Consider the following 15,565-nt stretch of genomic DNA (forward strand, 5'->3'; position numbering starts at 1 on the left):
ATTACTGAAGCGTGCGCTGGGGCGAAAATTCGCCGGCGAGGACGCGTTCGCGAAGCGAATTGAGCATCGCTTCCGCACCGTCTTCGCCATGAAGCCGAACGGTTTCCCGCATGGCGAGCGCGATGGCCGCATCGGCGATGATTTCCGGCTCGATACCATCAGCCATGCCATCCGCCCAGGCCTCGCTCTGGTGTTCCAGCGCAGCCTGCATTTTCTCGTGGACGATCATGTCATCGATGTCGGTCAGGCTTGGTTCCATCATTCGTTCCATGCGACTTCCATTGTGCAAGCGGTTCATTCTTTGGCCGTCCGGCTGAACTCCAACTGAACGGCTGTGACGGACTCGCCACTTCTTACCACTCTCTTAACGAACTTAGCAGCCTTTTCCCGAAACGACACGGGGTCGTGAGAAAAGAGGTTAATTTATTGCTAATTTCCAAAGCGGGCGACGATTTCTGACGCAAGTGTTGCGCCTTCGGCACGGTATCGCTGCTCGGCGACGATCGCCGGTCCCGTGCAGGTCGTATAAACAGAGGCAAAGGTGCGATACCCACGGTTGAAGGCGGCGGTCATCCTTTCGCGTCGTTTGATCTCGTCGGCCGTTTCCTTGTCGATCAGTTCCTGCATCGAACGACGCCAGACATCCTCCGGCTCCTTGACGCAAAGGTTCCTGAGATAGTGAACGGAGCCGATGATTTCGGAAAGCCGGATCAACCTTTGGTCGTAGGGTGTGGGTTTCTCCTCCACGACGGCAGGGGCTGCAGCCTCGGTGGTTGCCGTCTCTTTCGTCGGCGTTTTTTGCGCCGCCGCACCGGTGGCGGCTGTCAGCGCGAGGCCGGCCAGGGCAAGCCGCGCAAGGATCGGGGCAGTGATCATGGCTCCACCAAGCCGGAATTGACGGCGGTTTCAAGGCCGCGGCCGGATTCCGTGTCGATCTCCGCGAGCCTTTCCACGCATTCGCGCACGCTGTCCGGGATCGGCAAGGCAAAGATTTCGGCCGGCGTGAACCAGCCAAGACCGGCGGCGTCGTCGCTGGCAACGGCTACCGCGTCGCCACCCGCGTCGGCTCGGAAGACAGAAAGCAGGAAATGCCGTCCTTCCGATTCCTTGCCGGGCAGGTCGTAGGTTTCGAACAGCACGGGATTGCGGGCCTCTATGCCGGTCTCTTCCAACAATTCGCGAAGCGCAGTTTCAGCCGGCGTCTCTCCGGGCTCCGCCCGTCCACCGGGAAAGGCGTACATGTCGGCCGACGGCGGGTTGGCCCGCCTCACGAGCAGGTAGCGGCCGTCGCGTTCGAGAATGACCGAGGAGGCGAGTTCAGGCTTGGTCGACATCGGGAATCAAATTGCCTCAGTAACGTTGACCCATCCTACGTGAAGTGCCACATCCGTGTCATGTGCGGACGTTTTGCGTTGACGGCGACGCCGGAAGAATTGTTGGAATTATTTGCGCTGCTGGAAAGCGAAGACTTTCCGGCGCGCTTCAACATAGCGCCCACCCAGCCGATCATGGTCGTCGTTTCCGGCGAACGGGCTCAGCCCGGCAGCAATCTTCCGGAACGCAAGGCGGTCCTCGTGCGCTGGGGGTTCATGCCCGGGTGGGTCAAGGACCCGCGTGACTTTCCGCTGCTGATCAATGTCCGCGCCGAATCGGCGATTGAAAAGGCATCGTTCCGGGCGGCCATGCGACACCGGCGCGTGCTGGTGCCGGCCTCCGGCTTCTACGAGTGGCGCCGGCCGCCGAAAGGCAGCCGCGAGCCGTCGCAAGCCTATTGGGTGCGCCCGCGCAAGGGCGGGATCGTTGCCTTCGCCGGTCTGATGGAGACCTGGTCGTCGGCCGATGGCTCGGAAGTCGACACCGCCGCCATCCTGACGACGGCGGCCAATGCCTCGATCCGGCAGATCCACGACCGTATGCCCGTCGTCATTAAGCCCGAGGATTTCGCCCGCTGGCTGGACTGCAAGACGCAGGAGCCGCGCGAGATTGTCGATCTCTTCGGCCCCGTGGCGGAGGATTACTTCGAGGCGATCCCCGTTTCCGACAAAGTCAACAAGGTTGCCAATGCCGGCCCTGACATTCAGGAGGCGGTGACGCCCAAGGTCGCGCCGGACGCTCGACCCGAGAGCAAACCGGCCGAACCGGCTAACGCACAGATGTCCCTGTTCTGAGGGTCAGGCGGGCCGCTTGGTCAGCTTGGTCGCAGGCTTCACCTTTGCCTGCAGCGCGGCGGCGAGTACGGCCTTCAGGCCGAGCGGGCGATACTGTTCGATGAGATTTGCGGATTTGGCGACGTCTTTGGTCTTTGCGGCTTTCACTTGCACTCACTCCTTGATGCTTACCTGAACCGGATACATGCCGTTCTCGTCATTCAGCGCGAAAACGACGCTCCTCCCTGTTCTCCGGAGACAGGAACCGTGGTGCAGAACCAACTACACCGCGAATCTGTTTTCCGCGTGGCGCTCTCAGATAAGCCCAATCATGACAAATCCATGGCCGCCGTTTCCCTTTCGATAGCTTACTGTGCTTGCATGCGGCTGACCTCTTGACCGAGCACAGGCGACGCGCGATAAGTGAGCCTATGAAAACGGTTATCTGCATTATCTGCCGGAAGATTATTCGCTAGCGTCCCGCTGGCCTGGCCGTTTTCGTCTCCTAAAATCCAAGATGACAAACGCGCGGGCCGCCCGGGCGCCGTGTTTCGACGGTCGTATGCATATGGAGATTGGGAATGGGCGGAGCGCCGACACTAAAGCTGTACAACACGCTGACGCGGGAGAAGGTCGAGTTCCGGCCGATCGATCCCGACAACGTCCGCATGTATGTCTGCGGCCCGACGGTCTATGATTATGCCCATATCGGCAATGCCCGGCCGGTGATTGTCTTCGATGTGCTTTTCCGGCTGCTGCGCCACGTCTATGGCGCGGAGCACGTGACCTATGCCCGCAACATCACCGACGTCGACGACAAGATCAACGCGCGGGCGCTGCGCGACTATCCGACCCTGCCGCTCAATGAAGCGATCCGGCGGGTGACAGAGAAGACCGAAACGCAGTTTCTGGCGGACGCCAAATCGCTCGGCTGCCTCGATCCCGACGTGCAGCCGAGGGCGACCGACAACATCGCGCAGATGATCGATATCATCGAAAAGCTGCTTGCCAAGGCGCATGCCTATCAGGCGGGCGGCGAGGTGCTGTTCGATACCAAGTCGATGGCCGACTACGGTCAGCTTTCAAAGCGCAACCTCGACGAACAGCAGGCCGGCGCCCGCATTGCCGTGGAAGTGCACAAGAAAAATCCCGGCGATTTCGTGCTGTGGAAGCTTTCGGCCGACAACGAGCCGGGCTGGGACAGTCCGTGGGGCAGGGGCCGTCCGGGCTGGCATATCGAGTGCTCGGCGATGAGCAAACGTTATCTCGGCGAGGTCTTCGACATTCATGGCGGCGGGCTCGACCTGATCTTCCCGCATCATGAAAACGAGATCGCCCAGTCCCGTTGCGCCCACGGCACGCAAGTGATGGCGAATGTCTGGATGCACAACGGCTTCCTGCAGGTCGAAGGCCGCAAGATGTCGAAGTCCGAGGGCAACTTCGTCACCATCTACGAATTGCTGCACACGGAGAAGTTTGCCGGTCGCCAGTGGCCGGGCGACGTGCTGAGGCTTGCCATGCTGATGACGCATTACCGCGAACCGATCGATTTCTCGGTGAAGCGGCTGGAGGAAGCCGAGCACCTGCTTTCGAAATGGCCTGTGCCGGGCGAGGCGAAGGGCGAGGCCGATCCGCCCGTCGTGGCGGCGCTCGCCGACGACCTCAACACCGTCGCTGCGGTTCAGGCGCTCCATGCGCTCGCCCAGAAGGCGGCGGCCGATCCGAAGCTGCTCGGCACCTTCGCCGCCAGTGCTGCGCTGATCGGCGTTGTGCCTGAGGCGGTCGAACTCGACGAGGGCGTGGTACGCGACATCGACGGCCGTGTCCGCGCCCGCCTGGAACTGCTGAAGGCGAAGAATTTCGCCGAGGCCGACAAGATCCGCGACGATCTTCTCGCCCAGGGCATCCAGCTCAAGGATGGCAAGGATGCGGCAACCGGCGAGCGTGTGACGACCTGGGACATCAAACGGTGATCGCGAGCCCGGCGGCGAGTTTTGTCCGATCCCTTTGAGCGGGATCGGACAATGCCTCCAGGAACGGCGGAAACGCGGAGAGCATGCATGAAAGAGGAGTTCGTGCGATGATCGACCACACGGGCATTCCCGTCTCGGATTTCGACCGGGCGCGGTCGTTCTACGACAAGGCCCTCGCTCCGCTCGGCGCCTCGCTGCTGATGATGGTGCCGGTGGAACATACCGGCGGCGTCAAGGTTGGCGGCTATGGCCGCGAACGGCCGGTCTTCTGGTTGCATGAGGCGACCACCGGTCCGGGACGGCACTATGCGTTTTCGGCAAGAAGCCGCGCCGAAGTCGACGGCTTCTACGAAGCGGCAATGGCCGCCGGCGGGCGCGACAACGGCAAGCCCGGGCTTCGGCCACACTATCACCCCGACTACTACGGGGCCTTCGTACTCGATCCCGACGGCAACAACATCGAAGCCGTCTGCCACGCGCCGGCTTGAGGAGGGGTTGCGATGAGTCTCGACAACAGGCCCTATTATACCGGAGGCTGTCAGTGCGGCGCGGTCCGCTTCCGCGTCGAGGGCAAACTTGGTGACGCATCCGTCTGTCATTGCCGCATGTGCCAGAAGGCGAGCGGCAACTTCTATATGCCCTTGGTTTCCGTTCGCGGCGCCCATGTGACCTGGACGCGCGGCGAGCCGAAGCGCTTTCAGTCGTCAAACGCCGCGCGACGCGGCTTCTGCGCCGATTGCGGCACGCCGCTGACCTACGAGGCACCGGATGGCATGGCGCTCGCCATCGCCACCTTCGACGAGCCGCAAGGCATCGTGCCCACCATCCAGTGGGGCATCGAGGGCAAGCTGCCCTATGTCGATCACGTGGCCGATCTGCCGGGCGTTCAGACGATGGAAGATCCGGACGCGATCGAATTCCTGACCAATCTCGTTTCCTACCAGCATCCCGACCACGACACCGAAACCTGGCCCCCGGAGGAAAGACGATGAGCGAAAACGTTCGAACAGGCGGATGCCAGTGCGGCGCAGTCCGTTTCCGTATCCGGGGGCAGCTTGGCCGTCCGTCGATCTGCCATTGCCGCATGTGCCAGAAGCAGTTCGGCTCGTTCTTCTCGGCGCTGGTGACGGCGCCGAAGGACGGCGTCGAATGGGCGCGGGATGAGCCGAGCTATTTCCAGTCCTCGGTCAACATCGATCGCGGCTTCTGCCCGAAATGCGGCACGCCGATGACCTACCGGCACCCCGGCGGCCTCGAGATCGCCATCGGCACCTTTGACGATCGCACCGATCTCGCGCCGAAAATCCAGGTCAATCACGCGTCGCGGCTGCCCTGGGTCGATACCATCTTCGAGCAGCCGGTGCTGGAGGATCAGGACTTCTACGCGCGGCAGGAGAGCATCATCTCCTTCCAGCACCCGGATCACGAGACCGAGCAATGGCACCCTTCGGGGGCATTCCGGTGACCATCGCCCGCATCTATACCGGTGGATGCCAATGCGGCGCCGTCCGCTACCGTGCCGAAGGCACGCTCGCGGATCCGCATATCTGTCATTGCCGCATGTGCCAGAAGGCGGCCGGCAACTACTTCATGCCGCTGGCGAATGTCGCGCGCGACAGTTTCGATATTACCCGCGGCCAGCCGTCCTGGTTCCGCTCGTCGCATCTGGTTCGACGCGGCTTCTGCAGCGACTGCGGCACGCCGCTGTTCTATGACATGCCGGATGCGGATTTCATCAATATCACGCTCGGTTCGCTCGACGATCCGGATGACGTGTTGCCCGTCTATCAGGCCGGCGTCGAGTCGCGCGTGCTGTGGTTTTCGCGGCTCGCCAGACTGCCCGAAAAAGAGACGGATGACGGCAGCGAGGTGTCCGCCACCCGCCATCTGATCATACTCGAAACGAACCGCCAGCACCCGGACTACGACACCGTGCACTGGCCGCTGACGAAAGACTGAAAATGACGACTGTACTGCGTACGCTCTACCCGGAAATCGAACCCTATGCATCGGGCCACCTCGATGTCGGCGACGGTCACGTGATCTATTGGGAAAAGGTCGGCACGCCAGGCGCCAAGCCTGCCGTCTTCCTGCATGGCGGACCGGGCGGCACGATTTCTGCCAACCATCGTCGCCTGTTCGATCCGGCGCTCTATGATGTGACTTTGTTCGACCAGCGCGGCTGCGGCAAGTCGACTCCGCACGCGAAGATCGAGGCCAACACCACATGGCATCTCGTCGCCGATATCGAGCGGCTGCGCGCACAGGCTGGGGTCGCCAAGTGGTTGGTCTTCGGCGGCTCCTGGGGATCGACGCTGGCGCTCGCCTATGCCGAGAAGCACCCGGAGCGGGTTTCGGAACTCGTGCTGCGCGGCATCTACACGCTGACGAAGGCCGAGCTCGACTGGTACTATCAGTTCGGCGTCTCGGAGATGTTCCCGGACAAATGGGAGCGGTTCATCGCGCCGATCCCGGAAGACGAACGGCACGAGATGATGCACGCCTACCACCGCCGCCTGATGAGCGACGACAAGGCGACGCGTCTTGCCGCCGCCAAGGCCTGGAGCATCTGGGAAGGCGAGACGATTACGCTGCTGCCGGAACTGTCGACGAGCGCACCTTTCGCCGACGACGAATATGCCGATGCCTTCGCGCGCATCGAAAACCACTTCTTCGTCAATGCCGGCTGGATGGACGACGGCCAATTGTTGCGGGATGTTCACCGGCTTCGCGGAATTCCCGGCGTCGTCATCCACGGGCGCTACGACATGCCGTGCCCGGCGAAGTACGCCTGGCAGTTGCACAAGGCCTGGCCGGGGTCCGAGCTCCATCTGATCGAAGGGGCAGGGCACGCCTATTCCGAGCCCGGCATTCTCGACCGGCTGATCCGGGCGACGGACCGATACGCAGGCAAGACCGAGTAAGACCAGCAAGAACCGAGCATTTGGACGATTAGCCATGACCAGGGAACGCATCTACCTCTTCGACACGACGCTACGGGACGGGCAGCAGACGCCCGGCATCGACTTTTCGGTCGAGGACAAGATTGCGATTGCGGGTCTGCTCGACGCGTTCGGCATGGACTACATCGAGGGCGGCTATCCCGGCGCGAACCCGACCGATACCGAGTTTTTCACGCGCAAGCGCACGCAGAGGGCATCTTTCGTCGCCTTCGGCATGACCAAGCGCGCCGGGGTTTCGGCGTCGAATGATCCGGGCCTCGCGGCCCTGCTTGCCGCAAAAAGCGACGCCATCTGTCTGGTAGCCAAGAGCTGGGACTATCATGTCGAGGTCGCCCTCGGCTGCACGAACGAGGAAAACCTCGACAACATCCGCGCTTCTGTCGAGGCGGTGGTCGCCTCCGGTCGTGAGGCGATGGTCGACTGCGAGCATTTCTTCGATGGCTACAAGGCCAACCCGGCTTACGCGCTCGCCTGCGCGAAGACCGCTTTTGAAGCCGGCGCCCGCTGGGTTGTGCTCTGCGACACCAATGGCGGCACGCAGCCGCCGGAGGTGCGCGAGATCGTCACTGCTGTGATCGCTGCCGGCGTGCCGGGCGCCAATCTCGGCATTCATGCCCACAACGACACCGGCCAGGCGGTCGCCAACTCGCTGGCGGCGGTGGAAGCCGGCGTGCGCCAGATCCAGGGAACGCTGAACGGCATCGGCGAGCGTTGCGGCAACGCCAATCTCGTCACGCTGATCCCGACGCTCGCGCTCAAGGAGACCTATTCCAATCGCTTCGAAACGGCGATCGATGCCGATCGCCTGCAGGAATTGACGAAGCTCGCCCATTCTTTCGACGAGCTGTTGAACCGCTCGCCGGACCAGCAGGCGCCCTATGTTGGCGCATCGGCCTTTGCCACCAAAGCCGGCATCCATGCTTCGGCGCTGCTCAAGGACCCGCGCACCTATGAGCACGTCGCGCCGGAAAGCATCGGCAACCTGCGCAAGGTCATGGTCTCCGATCAGGGCGGCAAGGCCAATTTCATCAACGCGCTGAAGCGCCGCGGCATCGTCGTCAGCAAGGACGACCCGAAACTCGACAAGCTGATCGCCATCGTCAAGGAACGGGAAGCGACCGGCTATGCCTATGAGGGGGCGGATGCGAGCTTCGCGCTGCTGGCAAGCCGCATCCTCGGCACGGTGCCGGATTTCTTCCACGTCGAAAGCTTCCGGGTGATGGTCGAGCGCCGCTTCGACGCCAACGGCCATCTGAAGACCGTATCGGAAGCGGTGGTGAAGGTGGTGGTCGACGGCGAGACGATGATGTCGGTTGCCGAAGGCCATGGCCCGGTCAATGCGCTTGACCTCGCGCTGCGCAAGGACCTCGGCAAGTACCAGTCGGAAATCGAAGATCTCGAACTGGCGGACTATAAGGTCCGTATCCTCAATGGCGGCACCGAGGCGATCACGCGCGTGCTGATCGAGTCGACTGACGGGACCGGCGCACGCTGGTGGACGGTGGGCGTCTCCGACAACATCATCGACGCATCCTTCCAGGCACTGATGGACAGCATCATCTTCAAGCTGTTGAAGAACCGCGACCATGTCGGCCTGATTGCCGCCGAATGACGTCGGCGGCGAGGTAGGGCAGGCTCCGCTGCGGTGGGATGATAAGCAAAACTCACCATCTCTTCACGGAAATGAATTGGTGCATTCCCGGGCGTTGGAGTAGGACGCATCCGTGGGAGGCTTTGTCGGTTGGTAAGCCGCGCCTTCCCTTCAGCACCGCGCGTCTTATCCGACACGCAAAGGTCGCTGTAGCACTTTGAATTGCTGCATGTTTTTGTCCTTAAATCGGATGCGATTTAAGGACGCACGCAGGAGCGACCGGAGAGCGGCCCGTTGCCACCACGGCTTCGCCAAACACACCAGGAAAAGATGTTATGGCTGAGCCGAACGCGAAAGCACCCGCCGAAAATACCGATTCCGCGAGAGGCTTTGCCTTCGCGCTGACCGCCTATCTGCTTTGGGGCTTTCTGCCCTTCTTCATGAAGGCCGTCTCTCACATTCCGGCGCCGGAAGTGGTGGCGCACCGGATCGTGTGGTCGGTGCCGCTCGCGGGTCTGGTTCTGCTTTGGCTCGGTCGTACCGATGACATCAAGGTGGCGCTGCGCTCGCCGCGCATGCTGCGCATGGCGGCGTTGACCGCCGTGCTGATCACCATCAACTGGGGCATCTATGTCTGGGCGATTGGCGCCGGCCGCGCGATCGAGACGGCGCTCGGCTACTATATCAACCCGCTGTTTTCGATCTTCCTCGGCGCGGTGCTGCTGAAGGAAAAGCCGAACCCGGCGCAGATGGTTGCGATCGCGCTTGCGGCATCGGCCGTCGCCGTGCTCGCCTTCGATGCCGGCGGCCTGCCGTGGGTGTCGATCGGCCTTTGCCTGTCCTGGGGCTTCTATGCTTTCTTCCGCAAGACGCTGCCGGTCGGTCCGAACCAGGGCTTCTTCCTGGAGGTGTTGCTGCTCAGCGTTCCGGCGCTCGGCTATATCATCTGGCTCGAGGCGACCGGGCAGGGGCATTTCGGCGATACAGGCACGGCCGATGTTCTCTGGCTGATGTCCTGCGGCGTCGTCACCGCCATTCCATTGATGATCTATGCCAACGGCGCCAAGCTGCTGCGGCTGTCGACCATCGGCATCATGCAGTACATCGCCCCGACGATGATCTTCCTGATCGCCGTCTTCGTCTTCCACGAGCCCTTCGGCACCGCGAAGCTCATTGCCTTCGGCCTGATCTGGGCGGCGCTGGTGATCTATTCGGGCGCGATGTTGGCCGAAAGCCGTGCGCGTCGCGCAGCATTGCAGGCGAGTCCGGCCGAGTAACACAAGCGAATGGGACAAAAACGAAAAAGGCGCGCCGGTGAGCGCGCCTTTTTGTTGTCCGGAAATTAAAAGATCAAAGCCTGGAAATGATCTCAGCCTCGCCCTCGCGCCCGTTGCCACCACTGGCAGCAGCAAGAATGGTCGGAACGATGTCGACCGCATCATTGACGACGAGCGGCTGCACGAGGTGCGCCGTGTGTACGAAACCCTCCTCGCGCATGTGCTGCAGCAGATCCAGCATCGGCCGCCAGAAGTTGTTGATGTTACCGAAGACCATCGGCTTGCGGTGACGGCCAAGCTGCGCCCAGGTCATGATCTCGACGATCTCTTCCAGAGTGCCGATGCCGCCCGGGAGCGCCACGAAAGCGTCGGCCCGTTCGAACATCGTGTGTTTGCGCTCGTGCATGTCGGCAGTGACGATCAGTTCGTTCAGCTGGCCGAGCGAATGGCGGGTGGCTTCCTTGTCCATGAGGAATTCCGGGATGATCCCGGTGACTTCGCCGCCGTTGGAAAGGACGCCGCTGGCGACGGCTCCCATGATGCCGCGCGTGCCGCCGCCATAGACCAGGCGAAGACCGTGATCGGCAATCGAGCGGCCAAGTGCGCGGCCGGCTTCCATGTAGGCGTTGTCGCGTCCCGGCTGTGAACCGCAATAGACACAGATGGATCGAATCGTGCTTTTCTCAGTGCTCATGCCCCCAAAAAACATTGCAGCGCAGCATGGGTCAAGAAAAATGAGGGGAAAGCCGGGTTTCCGGCGGTTGCGGCGCCCTTGACTGCTTGTATGCCGAATCGCGAATCGCTAGCAATTTCAGGGATTGATTGAAGAAATCGGACGAGTTGCTTGCTGTTGCGCTATAATGAATGGCGCAAGCCCGCACCGCAGGCCGATGAGTGGGCATGCGCGGAGCGTTGCTCCGCTCCGTGTGGAGAGTGGCATGATCAAAAATAAGGCCGGCTGGGTGGCCATTACTGTCCTCGTGGCAGCGACAGCGTTGATGGTATTCGTGGTGCAACCGAACCTGCGTGGTGACGGCAAGAAGCCGGCGGACGAACCGGCCGCAGGCAACGTGAGCCAATCGAACGAGACTGCTTCTGGCACCGGTGGCCCGCAGGCGACCGAAGGAACCGCGAAGCCGCTGGACGCCAAGGCCGGTGAGGCCGAACAGACAGCCAATGCTGCGCCGACGAACGCACCCGCCGAAAATCCGGACGTGCCCGGTTTCGACGTGCTGCGCGTGGAGCCCGATGGATCGACCGTGATCGCTGGGCACGCCGAGCCCGGTTCGAAGCTCGAGATCCTGAGCGGCGACACCGTTGTCGGTACCGCCGATGTCGGCGCGACGGGTGACTTTGCGGCCGTCTTCGACAAGCCTCTGCCGGCTGGCGACTATCAGTTGACGCTGCGCAGTACTGGTGAGGACGGCACGGTGAAGAGTTCCGAGGAAGTTGCGACCGTTTCGGTTCCCAAGGACCCCTCCGGTCAACTTCTCGCCATGGTGTCGAAGCCAGGTGAGGCAAGCCGACTGATCGCGACGCCGGAAGCTGCCAAGGCCGAAAGCGAGCAAGGGACCGACAACAAGCCGGCCGAGGTCGCATCGACTGCGACGCAGACGCCGCTCGCGACCGGCGACGCATCCTCGGCTCCGGCAAAGGCGCTCGGTGTTCCCGGCTTGCAGGTGAGTGCCGTCGAGATCGAGGGAAGCAAGATGTTCGTCGCGGGCAGCGCCAGGCCGCGTGCGCTGGTGCGCGTCTATGCGGATGACAAGCTGCTCGGAGAAATGAAGGCCGACGACAAGGGCAATTTCGTCGTCGATGGCGAGATCGAGTTGACCGTTGGCAGCCACATCATCCGCGCCGATATGCTGAACGAGGATGGCACCAAGGTCGCTATGCGCGCTTCGGTTCCCTTCGACCGCCCCGCAGGCTCGCAGGTCGCCGCCGTGGCGCCGTCGGGCACGCCCTCGGCGACAGCCGGTCTTGATGGCGTACGCGCCGAGGCAGGCAAGGCGCTGGCTCTGTTGAAGGGGCTCTATGCCAATGGCAAGGTCCCGACAGGCGAGCAACTCGCCGCAGCGCGTTCCGCAACGGAGATCGCTCTGAAGTCGCTGGCCGACTTCCGGCTCGCCGACAACTCCGATCAGGCGCTGGCCGCGGCCTCGGCACGGGCGTCGAAGGCGGCAGCCGATGCGCTGGCAGCCTTGAAGGCCGCGCCGCAGGATGCGCCGAGCGTTGCTTCGGCGCTTGCCAAGGTCGACGCGAGCGTTGGTCCGGTTCTGGCCGAGCGCGGCAGCGCGACGCCGGCGTCGGACGCGCGGGCCCAGCCGAAGGGCAATGCCCCGGCGCAGGGTGAACTGGCGAAGGCGATGGGTGCAGGCAGCGCAGTGGCGAGCGACGCCACGACGACGCCAAGCACTGAAACTGCCGCGGCTGCTCCCCAGCAGGAAGAGCCTCAGACGGTCCAGCAGGAGCCGCTCAAGGAGAGCAAATCCTCCGTGATCATCCGTCGCGGCGACACGCTGTGGCAGATTTCGCGTCGCGTCTATGGTGCCGGCTTGCGATACACCACGATCTACCTGGCCAACCAGGACCAGATCGAAGACCCGGACCGCATTCGCCCGGGACAGGTTTTCGGTGTGCCGGATAAGGCGCTGCCGGACGATGAATCGCGCGAGATTCACAAAAAGCACATGAAACACGAGCGATAGGCAGTCGATCGCCCGCCAACAACATTGCGGCGGCGACGATGGATGCCTATCTCTCGATCAAGGGCGGCGCCTTCAACGAGGCGCCGCTTTTCATTGAACGGTGATGACGGCGCTGTAGAGGGAAAGCACGGTGCGGCAAGGCTCGTGGGGCTCCCTAAGCCGTCAAGCAGCGCGAAACGTAAGAGCGGATCAGAACGTGGCACCCCAGAAGAAAACTGTTTCGGCCGATACGAGCAATCCGTTGCAGACGATCGCCAATCTCTGGCCCTATATGTGGCCGACGGACAGGGCCGATCTCAAGCTCCGGGTCATCTGGGCAACGGTCATTCTGATCATCGCCAAGGTCGTTCTGATCCTCGTTCCCTATTCCTTCAAGTGGGCAACCGATGCGCTGAACGGCAAGCCGGATGCCTTGGGTTTCCTGCCTCAGTTCCTCACCGGCGCGGTGATGCTGGTGCTCGCCTACAATCTCGCGCGATTGCTGCAGGCCGGCTTGAACCAGCTTCGCGATGCGCTGTTTGCAAGCGTTGGCCAACACGCGGTTCGCCAACTTGCCTACAAGACCTTTGTCCACATGCACCAGCTCTCGCTGCGCTTCCATCTGGAGCGGCGCACCGGCGGGCTTTCGCGCGTCATCGAGCGCGGCACCAAGGGCATCGAGACGATCGTCCGATTCACGATCCTGAACAGCGTGCCGACCCTGATCGAATTTCTGCTGACGGCGGTGATCTTCTGGTGGGGCTACGGTTTCAGCTATCTGTTTGTGACGGCCGTCACCGTCTGGCTGTACATCTGGTTCACGGTCAAGGCGAGCGACTGGCGCATCGCCATTCGCCGCTCGATGAACGACAGCGACACCGACGCCAACACCAAGGCGATCGACTCGCTCCTGAACTTCGAGACGGTCAAATATTTCGGCAACGAAGAGATGGAAGCCCGTCGCTTCGACAAGTCGATGGAGCGCTATGAGGCCGCGGCGACCCAGGTCTGGACGTCGCTCGGTTGGCTCAACTTCGGCCAGGCGCTGATCTTCGGCGCCGGCACGGCTGTCATGATGATCATGTCGGCGCTCGCCGTTCAGCGCGGTGAACAGACTCTCGGTGATTTCGTCTTCATCAACGCAATGCTGATCCAGCTTGCAATTCCGCTCAATTTCATCGGCTTCGTCTACCGCGAAATTCGCCAGGGCCTGACCGATATCGAGCACATGTTCGATCTGCTCGACGTACGCGCCGAAGTGGTGGATCGCCCGGATGCGAGCGAACTCGTCATCGGCAAGGGCGCCATCGCCTTCAAGGACGTGCATTTCGCCTATGATCCGGCGCGACCGATCCTCAAGGGCATTACCTTCGAAGTGCCCGCCGGCAAGACGGTCGCGGTCGTCGGCCCGTCGGGCGCCGGCAAGTCGACGCTCTCCCGGCTGCTCTATCGCTTCTACGACGTGCAGGAAGGGGCCATCACCGTCGATGGCCAGGACGTGCGGACCGTGACGCAAAAGAGCCTGCGCTCGGTCATCGGCATGGTGCCGCAGGATACCGTGCTCTTCAACGACACCATTGCCTATAACATCCGCTACGGCCGGGTCTCTGCCAGCGAGGCCGAGGTCGAAGCGGCCGCTGAGGCGGCACAGATCGCCGGCTTCATCCACACGCTGCCCGAAGGCTTCCAGGCCATGGTCGGCGAGCGTGGCCTGAAGCTCTCAGGCGGCGAGAAGCAGCGCGTCGCAATCGCCCGCACCATCCTCAAGGCGCCGCCGATCCTGATCCTCGACGAGGCGACATCGGCACTCGACACGCGCACGGAACAGGAAATCCAGTCAGCGCTCGACGTGGTCTCGCGCAACCGCACGACGCTCGTGATCGCCCACCGGCTTTCGACCGTAATCAACGCCGACGAGATCATCGTGCTGAAGGATGGCGTCATCGCCGAGCGCGGCACCCATGGCGAGCTGATTGACCGCGACGGCCTCTATGCGTCGATGTGGAGCCGCCAGCGCGAAGCAACGCAGGCCGAGGAGCAGTTGAAGCGCGTGCGCGAAAGTGACGATCTCGGCATCGTTACCCGCGGCGAGCCGGCGATCTGATGGCGTTTCTTTCTTTGCTGAGCGCGACGCGTTTTGTCGCTGTCTGGCGGGCAACGTTGCCCGCCAGGGGATTTCGCGCTAGTTCACGTTCCACGGAAAATCTGGAGTAGAGTTTATGAGCCTGGTCAATACGATCCGCAACACGCTCGTACCGGTGCACAAGGAAGGCTATCGCTTCGTCGCGATCTTCTTTGTCATGTCGCTGGTGCTTGGCTTCCTGTGGGAGCCGTTGATGTGGATCGGCTTCGTGCTGACCGCCTGGTGCGCCTATTTCTTCCGCGACCCTGAACGCATGACGCCGATCGACGACGATCTGGTGATCAGCCCAGCCGATGGCCGCGTTTCGTCGATCGCAACGGTGCTGCCGCCGGAAGAGCTGAACCTCGGCTCGGAACCGATGCTCCGCATCTCGGTTTTCATGAACGTGTTCAACTGCCATGTGAACCGTGCGCCGATGGCCGGCACCATCACCCGCGTCGCCTACCGCGCCGGCAAGTTCGTCAATGCCGAGCTCGACAAGGCCAGCCACGAGAACGAGCGCAACGGCCTGGTGATCGAGACCAAGCACGGTGCGATCGGCGTCGTCCAGATCGCCGGCCTCGTTGCCCGTCGCATTCTCTGCTGGAAATATGAGAACGGCTCGCTGGACGCAGGCGAGCGCTTCGGCCTGATCCGCTTCGGTTCGCGGCTCGACGTCTTCCTGCCCGCAGGAGCCGAGCCGCGCGTCAGCGTCGGCCAGACTGCCGTTGCCGGCGAAACCGTGCTTGCCGAGTTCGGCTCGGCCAAGGGCCCGGTCCTCAGCCGTCGCGCATAAGGAGTGTAC

Annotated in this window: 17 protein-coding genes; 12 read left to right on the forward strand and 5 right to left on the reverse strand. The window is 62.5% G+C overall.

Going from position 1 to position 15,565, the window contains the following annotated elements:
• Position 1 precedes the first annotated feature (1 nt).
• The 3 genes from IB265_RS05480 to IB265_RS05490 form a co-directional block, all read right to left on the reverse strand.
• Positions 2-271: a hypothetical protein gene (locus tag IB265_RS05480; protein WP_093232155.1), complete on the reverse strand. Its 270-nt coding sequence runs from the start codon at positions 269-271 to the stop codon at positions 2-4.
• A gap of 158 nt (positions 272-429) precedes the next feature.
• Positions 430-876, reverse strand: a complete 447-nt coding sequence (locus IB265_RS05485) for a TIGR02301 family protein (protein ID WP_057252758.1) — start codon at positions 874-876, stop codon at positions 430-432.
• A complete protein-coding gene (locus IB265_RS05490) occupies positions 873-1,334 on the reverse strand; it encodes an NUDIX hydrolase (RefSeq protein ID WP_057252757.1) in 462 nt (153 codons plus the stop codon). Before IB265_RS05490 ends, IB265_RS05485 begins: the two co-directional genes overlap by 4 nt.
• Positions 1,335-1,394: 60 nt before the next feature.
• On the opposite strand from IB265_RS05490, the gene IB265_RS05495 reads away from it, so the two are divergent.
• Positions 1,395-2,168, forward strand: a complete 774-nt coding sequence (locus IB265_RS05495; RefSeq protein WP_192494647.1) for an SOS response-associated peptidase — start codon at positions 1,395-1,397, stop codon at positions 2,166-2,168.
• A 3-nt stretch (positions 2,169-2,171) separates the two neighbouring features.
• On the opposite strand, the gene IB265_RS05500 is transcribed toward IB265_RS05495, so the two are convergent.
• Positions 2,172-2,315 (reverse strand): hypothetical protein, encoded by a 144-nt coding sequence (locus IB265_RS05500; protein WP_176907119.1) that lies wholly within the window; start codon positions 2,313-2,315, stop codon positions 2,172-2,174.
• Between the two features lie 413 nt (positions 2,316-2,728).
• Here IB265_RS05500 and cysS point away from each other — a divergent pair, with 413 nt between their 5' ends.
• The 8 genes from cysS (at position 2,729) to rarD (ending at position 9,951) form a co-directional block, all read left to right on the forward strand.
• A complete protein-coding gene (gene cysS, locus IB265_RS05505) occupies positions 2,729-4,120 on the forward strand; it encodes a cysteine--tRNA ligase (RefSeq protein ID WP_057252753.1) in 1,392 nt (463 codons plus the stop codon).
• A gap of 107 nt (positions 4,121-4,227) precedes the next feature.
• Positions 4,228-4,608 (forward strand): VOC family protein, encoded by a 381-nt coding sequence (locus IB265_RS05510; protein ID WP_057252751.1) that lies wholly within the window; start codon positions 4,228-4,230, stop codon positions 4,606-4,608.
• A 12-nt stretch (positions 4,609-4,620) separates the two neighbouring features.
• Positions 4,621-5,112 carry a GFA family protein gene (locus IB265_RS05515; protein WP_057252749.1) on the forward strand — a complete coding sequence of 164 codons (492 nt, stop codon included), beginning with the start codon at positions 4,621-4,623 and terminating at the stop codon, positions 5,110-5,112.
• Positions 5,109-5,585, forward strand: a complete 477-nt coding sequence (locus IB265_RS05520) for a GFA family protein (protein ID WP_057252748.1) — start codon at positions 5,109-5,111, stop codon at positions 5,583-5,585. Before IB265_RS05515 ends, IB265_RS05520 begins: the two co-directional genes overlap by 4 nt.
• Positions 5,558-6,079, forward strand: a complete 522-nt coding sequence (locus tag IB265_RS05525) for a GFA family protein (RefSeq protein ID WP_057252746.1) — start codon at positions 5,558-5,560, stop codon at positions 6,077-6,079. Before IB265_RS05520 ends, IB265_RS05525 begins: the two co-directional genes overlap by 28 nt.
• A 2-nt stretch (positions 6,080-6,081) precedes the next feature.
• Positions 6,082-7,044 carry a prolyl aminopeptidase gene (gene pip, locus IB265_RS05530; protein ID WP_057252745.1) on the forward strand — a complete coding sequence of 321 codons (963 nt, stop codon included), beginning with the start codon at positions 6,082-6,084 and terminating at the stop codon, positions 7,042-7,044.
• Between the two features lie 34 nt (positions 7,045-7,078).
• Complete coding sequence (gene cimA / locus IB265_RS05535) at positions 7,079-8,695, forward strand: citramalate synthase (protein ID WP_057252743.1); 1,617 nt, start codon at positions 7,079-7,081, stop codon at positions 8,693-8,695.
• A 314-nt stretch (positions 8,696-9,009) separates the two neighbouring features.
• Complete coding sequence (rarD, locus tag IB265_RS05540) at positions 9,010-9,951, forward strand: EamA family transporter RarD (RefSeq protein WP_057252741.1); 942 nt, start codon at positions 9,010-9,012, stop codon at positions 9,949-9,951.
• A 73-nt stretch (positions 9,952-10,024) separates the two neighbouring features.
• Here the strand turns inward: rarD and IB265_RS05545 are convergent, their stop codons facing one another.
• Positions 10,025-10,645: a TIGR00730 family Rossman fold protein gene (locus IB265_RS05545; protein ID WP_057252740.1), complete on the reverse strand. Its 621-nt coding sequence runs from the start codon at positions 10,643-10,645 to the stop codon at positions 10,025-10,027.
• A 244-nt stretch (positions 10,646-10,889) separates the two neighbouring features.
• Here IB265_RS05545 and IB265_RS05550 point away from each other — a divergent pair, with 244 nt between their 5' ends.
• From IB265_RS05550 to IB265_RS05560, 3 genes are all read left to right on the forward strand, one after another.
• Positions 10,890-12,659: an Ig-like domain-containing protein gene (locus IB265_RS05550; protein WP_192494648.1), complete on the forward strand. Its 1,770-nt coding sequence runs from the start codon at positions 10,890-10,892 to the stop codon at positions 12,657-12,659.
• 196 nt (positions 12,660-12,855) lie between these two features.
• Positions 12,856-14,742 carry an ABC transporter ATP-binding protein/permease gene (locus tag IB265_RS05555; protein ID WP_057252736.1) on the forward strand — a complete coding sequence of 629 codons (1,887 nt, stop codon included), beginning with the start codon at positions 12,856-12,858 and terminating at the stop codon, positions 14,740-14,742.
• Positions 14,743-14,857: 115 nt separating this feature from the next.
• Positions 14,858-15,556 carry a phosphatidylserine decarboxylase gene (locus tag IB265_RS05560; RefSeq protein ID WP_057252734.1) on the forward strand — a complete coding sequence of 233 codons (699 nt, stop codon included), beginning with the start codon at positions 14,858-14,860 and terminating at the stop codon, positions 15,554-15,556.
• Positions 15,557-15,565 lie beyond the last annotated feature (9 nt).

The sequence above is a fragment of the Ensifer sp. ENS10 genome (assembly GCF_014852025.1).
GTDB lineage: Bacteria > Pseudomonadota > Alphaproteobacteria > Rhizobiales > Rhizobiaceae > Ensifer.